The organism is Mycobacterium sp. E3298, assembly GCF_001666895.1.
Lineage (GTDB): Bacteria > Actinomycetota > Actinomycetes > Mycobacteriales > Mycobacteriaceae > Mycobacterium.
In genome coordinates, this window is sequence record NZ_LZJB01000433.1 from 1 (window position 1) to 7,827 (window position 7,827).

The 7,827-nt window shown below is 67.5% G+C and carries 10 protein-coding genes; 7 read left to right on the forward strand and 3 right to left on the reverse strand.

The window, feature by feature from the left end; translation table 11 throughout:
- Nucleotides 1-2 precede the first annotated feature (2 nt).
- Together A9X05_RS20530 and A9X05_RS20535 are read left to right on the forward strand one after the other, a co-directional pair.
- Complete coding sequence (locus A9X05_RS20530) at nucleotides 3-722, forward strand: PaaX family transcriptional regulator C-terminal domain-containing protein (protein WP_067783814.1); 720 nt, start codon at nucleotides 3-5, stop codon at nucleotides 720-722.
- A complete protein-coding gene (locus tag A9X05_RS20535) occupies nucleotides 719-1,486 on the forward strand; it encodes a crotonase/enoyl-CoA hydratase family protein (RefSeq protein WP_067783817.1) in 768 nt (255 codons plus the stop codon). The genes A9X05_RS20530 and A9X05_RS20535 overlap by 4 nt, the downstream gene beginning before the upstream one ends.
- A gap of 1 nt (nucleotide 1,487) precedes the next feature.
- Here the strand turns inward: A9X05_RS20535 and A9X05_RS32550 are convergent, their stop codons facing one another.
- The 3 genes from A9X05_RS32550 to A9X05_RS20550 all read right to left on the reverse strand — a co-directional run bounded on the left by A9X05_RS32550 (nucleotide 1,488) and on the right by A9X05_RS20550 (nucleotide 3,189).
- Nucleotides 1,488-2,198: a DUF732 domain-containing protein gene (locus A9X05_RS32550; protein WP_067753541.1), complete on the reverse strand. Its 711-nt coding sequence runs from the start codon at nucleotides 2,196-2,198 to the stop codon at nucleotides 1,488-1,490.
- Between the two features lie 88 nt (nucleotides 2,199-2,286).
- Entirely contained in the window at nucleotides 2,287-2,763 is a 477-nt protein-coding gene (locus A9X05_RS20545) for a DUF3060 domain-containing protein (protein ID WP_231969170.1), read from the reverse strand.
- Between the two features lie 57 nt (nucleotides 2,764-2,820).
- Nucleotides 2,821-3,189 carry a DUF3060 domain-containing protein gene (locus A9X05_RS20550; RefSeq protein WP_067753450.1) on the reverse strand — a complete coding sequence of 123 codons (369 nt, stop codon included), beginning with the start codon at nucleotides 3,187-3,189 and terminating at the stop codon, nucleotides 2,821-2,823.
- A gap of 137 nt (nucleotides 3,190-3,326) precedes the next feature.
- Here A9X05_RS20550 and A9X05_RS20555 point away from each other — a divergent pair, with 137 nt between their 5' ends.
- The 5 genes from A9X05_RS20555 to A9X05_RS20575 all read left to right on the forward strand — a co-directional run.
- Entirely contained in the window at nucleotides 3,327-3,971 is a 645-nt protein-coding gene (locus A9X05_RS20555) for a TetR/AcrR family transcriptional regulator (protein WP_067753453.1), read from the forward strand.
- A 269-nt stretch (nucleotides 3,972-4,240) separates the two neighbouring features.
- A complete protein-coding gene (rpsL, locus tag A9X05_RS20560) occupies nucleotides 4,241-4,615 on the forward strand; it encodes a 30S ribosomal protein S12 (protein ID WP_007167812.1) in 375 nt (124 codons plus the stop codon).
- On the forward strand, nucleotides 4,615-5,085 hold the full coding sequence (rpsG, locus tag A9X05_RS20565; protein WP_066999224.1) for a 30S ribosomal protein S7: 471 nt from the start codon (nucleotides 4,615-4,617) through the stop codon (nucleotides 5,083-5,085). The genes rpsL and rpsG overlap by 1 nt, the downstream gene beginning before the upstream one ends.
- A 69-nt stretch (nucleotides 5,086-5,154) precedes the next feature.
- Nucleotides 5,155-7,260: an elongation factor G gene (fusA, locus tag A9X05_RS20570; RefSeq protein ID WP_073880591.1), complete on the forward strand. Its 2,106-nt coding sequence runs from the start codon at nucleotides 5,155-5,157 to the stop codon at nucleotides 7,258-7,260.
- 109 nt (nucleotides 7,261-7,369) lie between these two features.
- A partial coding sequence (locus A9X05_RS20575; RefSeq protein WP_156736863.1) for a GTP-binding protein occupies nucleotides 7,370-7,827 on the forward strand: 458 nt, incomplete at its 3' end.

Consider the following 7,827-nt stretch of genomic DNA (forward strand, 5'->3'; position numbering starts at 1 on the left):
CCATGGCCACCATGACGGCCCGGTCGGTGGTGCTCAGCGTGCTGCTGGGCGCCCACCCGGCGCACGCCCGGGCCAGCGAATTGGTCAGGCTCACTGCGGACTTCGGCATCAAAGAGACCACCCTGCGGGTGGCGCTGACCCGCATGGTGGCTGCCGGTGACCTGATCCGCTCCGCCGACGGCTATCGGCTCTCGGATCGGCTGCTGGCCCGGCAGCGCCGCCAGGACGACGCCATCGACCCGCGGGTCCGCCCGTGGGGCGGGGAGTGGGTCACGCTGATCGTAACCAGCGTGGGCGGCGACGCGCGTACCCGGGCCTCGCTGCGGAACGCCATGCACGGCAAGCGCTTCGGTGAACTGCGCGAGGGTGTGTGGATGCGCCCCGACAACCTGGAGTCCGACCTCGATCCCGAGATCGACGCCCGGGTGCGGGTCCTGCGGGCGCGCGTCGACGACGCCGCCGAACTCGCCACCCAGCTGTGGGACCTGCCCGCGTGGGCCCGGGCCGGTAACCGGCTGCTCGACGAGATGGCCGCCGCGCCGGACATTCCCGCCCGGTTCGTGGTGGCCGCGGCGACGGTGCGACACCTGCTCACCGACCCGGTCCTGCCCGACGAACTGCTGCCCGCCGACTGGCCCGGTGCGCGGCTGCGGGCGGCCTACCACGACTTCGCCACTGAGCTGCTGCAGCGGCGGGAACCACTATTCGCGGAGGCAAAATGAGCGACCCAGTGCGCATCGAACGCAACGGCCCGGTGACGACGGTGATCCTGAACCGGCCGGCCGCCCGCAATGCGGTCAACGGCCCCACGGCCGCCGCGCTGTACGCGGCGTTCGAAGAATTCGACCGCGACGACAGCGCATCGGTCGCCGTGTTGTGGGGCGACGGCGGAACGTTCTGCGCCGGCGCCGATCTGAAGGCCTTCGGCACGCCCGACGCCAACGCCGTGCACCGGACGGGCCCGGGCCCGATGGGGCCGACGCGAATGGTGTTGTCCAAGCCGGTGATCGCCGCCGTCAGCGGCTTCGCGGTCGCCGGGGGTCTGGAGTTGGCCGTCTGGTGCGACCTGCGGGTGGCCGAGGAGGACGCCGTGTTCGGGGTGTACTGCCGCCGCTGGGGCGTGCCGCTGATCGACGGCGGCACGGTGCGGTTGCCGCGGCTGATCGGACACAGCCGCGCGATGGACATGATCCTCACCGGCCGCGGCGTCAAGGCCGACGAAGCCCTCGCGATGGGGCTGGCCAACCGCGTTGTGCCCAACGGCCAGGCGCGGCAGGCGGCGGAGGAATTGGCGGCGCAACTGGCCGCGCTGCCGCAGCAGTGCCTGCGGTCCGATCGACTCTCGGCGTTACATCAATGGGGGACAACGGAATCCGAGGCGATCGACTTCGAATTCGCCAGCATCTCCCGCGTCGCCGCCGAGGCGAACGAGGGGGCTGGGCGGTTCGCCGCCGGCGCGGGCCGGCACGGCGCTCCCGCGGGCTAGCCTACGGCGCGAGCCGCACCCTGCCGGGCGGCGTGGGAGGGGTGTCACCGCCGGCGCCGGGAGGGCCACCCGGTGCGGGAGCCACCGTCGGTCCCTGCTGCGGTCCCGGTTGTGGCTCTTGCGCCGGTGCGGGCGCTTGCGGCCGCGGCGACGGGGCCGCGACGGGCGGGGGCGGCGCCAGGATCTGGGCCGTCGGGGCGGGCGGCGGCGGAAGTTGCGGCGGGTCCGGCTGCGCGGTTTCCCCCGCGGGCAACGGTCCGTACGACGCCAGCCGAACCCCGGCCGGTTGGGCGGTTGGTTCGCTCGAACCGGGTCCGCGATTGGCCACGCCCTGCAGCGAAGCGATCTTCGGCTGGTTGTTCGGGCAATAGGCCTCGACCGAAGCGGAGATGAATCGGGCGATGGTGCGCGCCACGCGATCGGCGGGGTACTGGCCGCCGCCCGGATTGGCTTTGAAGGCCCGTTCCCTCAGGTCGTCGACTACGCCGTCGACCGGCATCCCGCCATCGAGTTGGCGGCAGATCCGGTGTGCCGTGCCGATGAGGCTGGGAATGTTGTCCAGCGCGGGGATTCCCTTTTGGTCGAGCAGTGATACGAACTGGTCGTCGGTCGGGTCGGCCGCCGCCACCTCGTGGGGAAGCATCACGACGCCTGTCAGCACCACGATCGCCGTGACCAGTGCGCCGGCGCGGATGGTGGTGCGGGTGAGCATGGCTGGATTCCGTTCTGCCGGGATCATCATATGCCCCAATCAAAACGCTCGCCTCACGGCGAATGCCCCTGTCAGGGAACGACTACCGTCAGCCGCCCTTGGTGATCGTGTTGCCCGACCCGAGGTTGTCCACCTTGGGCTCACCGTCCTTGTAGGTGATGGTGTTGTTGAATCCGATCACGCTGATCCGCGTGTCGACCTTGTCCAGGGTGATCTTGTTGCTCGCGCCGCCGACGGTCACCGTCGCGCAGGAGCCGGTGATGGTGAGGGTGTTGTCCGAGCCGCCCACGTTCAGCGACTTGCCGCTGGCGCAGTCAAGCGTCGCGGTGGTCCCCATCGACCCGTAGGTGAGCGTGTTGCCGATCTCGACCGACGCGGTGGTGCTGGCCCCGCCCGACTTGGTGGTGGTGGCCGCCCCGGCGCTTGTCGTCGTCGTCGGGCTGCTCTTGGTCGTCGTGCTGGAACCGCCGGGCGGGTTGGCCGTCGAGCTGCAGCCGGCCACCAACACGGCCGCGAGCGCCGGGGCCACGGTGAGCGCGATCAGCCCCGAGGGGCGGTCAAAGATGCGGGCGGACAATGTTCCTCGATTCCCCTGAAGTTGGATGGTGACGTCGTGTCGGGCCTAGCCGGGCACTTGCTGGAGCCGGTTGGTCATGCCCAGTTCGCGGCCGCGGTCCCACAGGACCGGCGCGCCGTTGTGGAAGAACACGGTCTGGTCGTAGCCGTAGACGGTGATGTCGTGCGAGACGGAATCGGCGACGACGGTGTTGGACGAGCCCATCACCGTCACCGCGTAGCAGTTGCCCAGCGCCGTGACGTTGTTGAAGGAGCCGTTGACGAACAGCGTGGCGTCGTTGCAGTCCAGCGTCTGCTGGATGCCCTGGCCGACGACGTGGGTGTCGCCGTTCTTGGCGTGCGCCGCGGGGGCGGGGGTGGCGGCGACGGTGATGACACAGGTAGCCAGCGACCCGGCGACGGTTGTCCAGTGCACTGCGGGCCCCCTTGGTGACGGGTGATCAGCTGGACTGAGATTACGTCCATCCGGCCGTGGCTGAAATAGTTTCGCGACCGGCGTCAACTAGAGTCATTAGTTAAGCACCCCGAACATCCCGAGCGAAGGGCCCCGCCATGGCAGCTCAGCCCGAAACGCCGACGGCGGCCGGGCGCCCGCGCGGGGGGAGGGCCGGCTCCCGCCCGGCCAAGCTGAGCCGCGAGGGCATCATCGACGGCGCGCTGACCTTCCTGGACCGGGAGGGCTGGGACGCCCTCACCATCAACGCGCTGGCGACGCAGCTGGGCACCAAGGGGCCGTCGCTGTACAACCACGTGGACAGCCTGGAGGACCTGCGCCGGGCGGTGCGGATCCGCGTCATCGACGACATCATCACGATGCTGAACCGGGTCGGCGAGGGCCGCGCCCGCGACGACGCGGTGCTCGTCATGGCGGGCGCCTACCGCAGCTATGCGCATCACCACCCCGGCCGCTACTCGGCATTCACCCGGATGCCGCTGGGCGGCGACGACCCGGAGTACACGGCGGCCACCCGGGGCGCGGCCGCGCCGGTGATCGCGGTGCTGTCCTCCTACGGGCTCGACGGCGACGAGGCCTTCCACGCGGCGCTGGAGTTCTGGTCCGCGCTGCACGGCTTCGTGCTGCTGGAGATGACCGGTGTCATGGACGACATCGACACCGACGCGCTGTTTTCGGACATGGTGCTGCGCCTGGCGGCGGGTCTGGAGCGGCGCGTCACCCACGACGGCGTCAGGGGCTAGCTTCGACGGTGTCCGGGGTTTGACCGCCGCTTTGACCTGCAAGACCGGCGGCGGGTATTGTGGAGGCTCGTGCCTGGCGGCTTACGGCGCCTAACCGTAAGGAAGTGGATGCCGGGCGAATTCGCATGTCCACGATGCATCGGATCGTCCTCCGGTGCGCAACGCGTGCGACACACCCGGCCGCGGGGTAGTGCGACCGGGCATAACTGCAGTACGAAGACTTGAGAACCGCCGACAGACGCCCAACACGAACACAGAAAGCCTCCTAGATGCCAACCATTCAGCAGCTGGTCCGCAAGGGTCGCCGCGACAAGATCGCCAAGGTCAAGACCGCGGCCCTGAAGGGCAGCCCGCAGCGCCGTGGCGTATGCACTCGCGTGTACACCACCACCCCGAAGAAGCCGAACTCGGCGCTTCGGAAGGTCGCGCGCGTGAAGCTGACGAGCCAGGTCGAGGTCACCGCCTACATCCCGGGCGAGGGCCACAACCTGCAGGAACACTCGATGGTGCTGGTGCGTGGTGGCCGAGTCAAGGACCTGCCCGGCGTGCGCTACAAGATCATCCGCGGTTCGCTCGACACCCAGGGCGTCAAGAACCGCAAGCAGGCCCGCAGCCGTTACGGCGCCAAGAAGGAGAAGAGCTAATGCCGCGCAAGGGGCCCGCGCCCAAGCGTCCGCTGGTCAACGACCCGGTCTACGGTTCGCAGCTCGTCACGCAGCTCGTCAACAAAGTCCTGCTGGACGGGAAGAAATCGCTGGCCGAACGCATTGTTTATGGTGCGCTCGAACAAGCTCGTGAGAAGACCGGCACCGACCCGGTGATCACTCTCAAGCGCGCAATGGACAACGTCAAGCCTTCCCTCGAGGTGCGGAGTCGCCGCGTTGGTGGTGCGACGTATCAGGTTCCGGTCGAGGTGCGACCGGACCGCTCGGTGACGCTGGCCCTGCGTTGGCTGGTCAGCTTCTCCAAGCAGCGTCGCGAGAAGACCATGGTCGAGCGGCTGGCGAACGAGATCCTGGACGCCAGCAACGGCCTGGGTGCCGCCGTCAAGCGACGCGAGGACACCCACAAGATGGCCGAGGCCAACCGCGCCTTCGCGCACTATCGCTGGTGATCTAGCCGGCGACGGGGCCGGCGCAAACAAGACAGCGAACCAAGCAATCGAAAGAGTGGGAAGACTTCTGTGGCACAGAAGGACGTGCTGACCGACCTGACCAAGGTCCGCAACATCGGCATCATGGCGCACATCGACGCCGGCAAGACGACGACGACCGAGCGCATCCTCTACTACACCGGTATCAGCTACAAGATCGGTGAGGTGCACGACGGCGCCGCCACCATGGACTGGATGGAGCAGGAGCAGGAGCGGGGGATCACCATCACCTCCGCGGCTACCACCTGCTTCTGGAACGACAACCAGATCAACATCATCGACACCCCGGGCCACGTCGACTTCACCGTCGAGGTGGAGCGCAGCCTGCGCGTGCTCGACGGTGCCGTCGCCGTCTTCGACGGCAAGGAGGGTGTCGAGCCGCAGTCCGAGCAGGTGTGGCGCCAGGCCGACAAGTACGACGTTCCGCGGATCTGTTTCGTCAACAAGATGGACAAGATCGGCGCCGACTTCTACTTCTCCGTGCGCACCATGGAGGAGCGCCTGGGCGCCAACGTCATCCCGATCCAGCTGCCCGTCGGCTCCGAGGGTGACTTCGAGGGCGTTGTCGACCTGGTCGAGATGAAGGCCAAGGTGTGGAGCGCCGAGGCCAAGCTCGGCGAGAAGTACGACGTCGTCGACATCCCGGCCGACCTGCAGGAGAAGGCCGACGAGTACCGCACCAAGCTGCTCGAGGCCGTCGCCGAGACGGACGAGGCGCTACTGGACAAGTACCTGGGTGGTGAGGAGCTCACCGTCGAGGAGATCAAGGGCGCCATCCGCAAGCTGACCATCAGCTCGGAGGCCTACCCCGTCCTGTGCGGCAGCGCGTTCAAGAACAAGGGCGTCCAGCCGATGCTGGACGCGGTCATCGACTACCTGCCCTCGCCGCTGGACGTGCCGCCGGCCGTCGGCCACGCGCCGGGCAAGGAGGACGTCGAGGTCATCCGCAAGCCGTCGACCGACGAGCCGTTCGCCGCGCTGGCGTTCAAGGTGGCCACGCACCCGTTCTTCGGCAAGCTGACCTACGTCCGGGTCTACTCGGGCAAGGTCGACTCCGGCAGCCAGGTCATCAACGCCACCAAGGGCAAGAAGGAGCGGCTGGGCAAGCTGTTCCAGATGCACTCCAACAAGGAGAACCCGGTGGAGACCGCGTCGGCGGGTCACATCTACGCCGTGATCGGCCTGAAGGACACCACCACGGGCGACACCCTGTGCGACCCGAACGACCAGGTCGTCCTCGAGTCGATGACCTTCCCGGACCCGGTCATCGAGGTGGCCATCGAGCCCAAGACCAAGAGCGACCAGGAGAAGCTGAGCCTCTCGATCCAGAAGCTCGCCGAGGAGGACCCGACCTTCAAGGTGCACCTGGACCAGGAGACCGGCCAGACCGTGATCGGCGGAATGGGCGAGCTGCACCTGGACATCCTGGTGGACCGCATGCGTCGCGAGTTCAAGGTCGAGGCCAACGTCGGCAAGCCGCAGGTGGCCTACAAGGAGACCATCAAGCGGGCCGCGAACAACGTCGAGTTCACCCACAAGAAGCAGACGGGTGGCTCGGGCCAGTTCGCGAAGGTGATCATCAACCTCGAGCCGTTCACCGGCGAGGACGGTGCGACCTACGAGTTCGAGAACAAGGTCACCGGTGGCCGCATCCCCCGGGAGTACATCCCGTCGGTGGACGCCGGGGCGCAGGACGCCATGCAATACGGTGTGCTGGCCGGCTACCCGCTGGTGAACCTCAAGGTCACCCTGCTCGACGGCGCCTTCCACGAGGTCGACTCGTCCGAGATGGCGTTCAAGATCGCCGGTTCGCAGGTCCTGAAAAAGGCTGCGCAGCAAGCACAACCGGTCATCCTGGAGCCGATCATGGCCGTCGAGGTCACCACGCCCGAGGACTACATGGGCGACGTGATCGGCGACCTGAACTCCCGCCGTGGCCAGATCCAGGCCATGGAGGAGCGGAGCGGTGCACGCGTCGTCAGGGCGCACGTGCCGCTGTCGGAGATGTTCGGCTACGTCGGCGACCTGAGGTCCAAGACCCAAGGCCGGGCGAACTACTCCATGGTGTTCGACTCGTACGCCGAAGTACCGGCCAACGTGTCGAAGGAGATCATCGCGAAGGCGACGGGTCAGTAAAAATCCCCTCGGAGTAATCTTGCCGGGTCATTGCAAAGCCTTGGGCGCGGCACAACTGAAAACACCAACACTGCTTTAACGAGCACCAACAGTCCAGGAGGACAACGAAGTGGCGAAGGCGAAGTTCGAGCGGACGAAGCCGCACGTCAACATTGGGACCATCGGTCACGTTGACCACGGCAAGACGACGCTGACCGCGGCTATCACCAAGGTTCTGCACGACAAGTACCCGGACCTGAACGAGTCCCGCGCGTTCGACCAGATCGACAACGCTCCCGAGGAGCGTCAGCGCGGTATCACCATCAACATCTCCCACGTGGAGTACCAGACCGACAAGCGCCACTACGCGCACGTCGACGCCCCGGGTCACGCCGACTACATCAAGAACATGATCACCGGCGCCGCCCAGATGGACGGCGCGATCCTGGTGGTCGCCGCCACGGACGGCCCGATGCCCCAGACCCGCGAGCACGTGCTGCTCGCGCGTCAGGTCGGCGTGCCCTACATCCTGGTCGCGCTGAACAAGGCCGACATGGTCGACGACGAGGAGCTCCTCGAGCTCGTCGA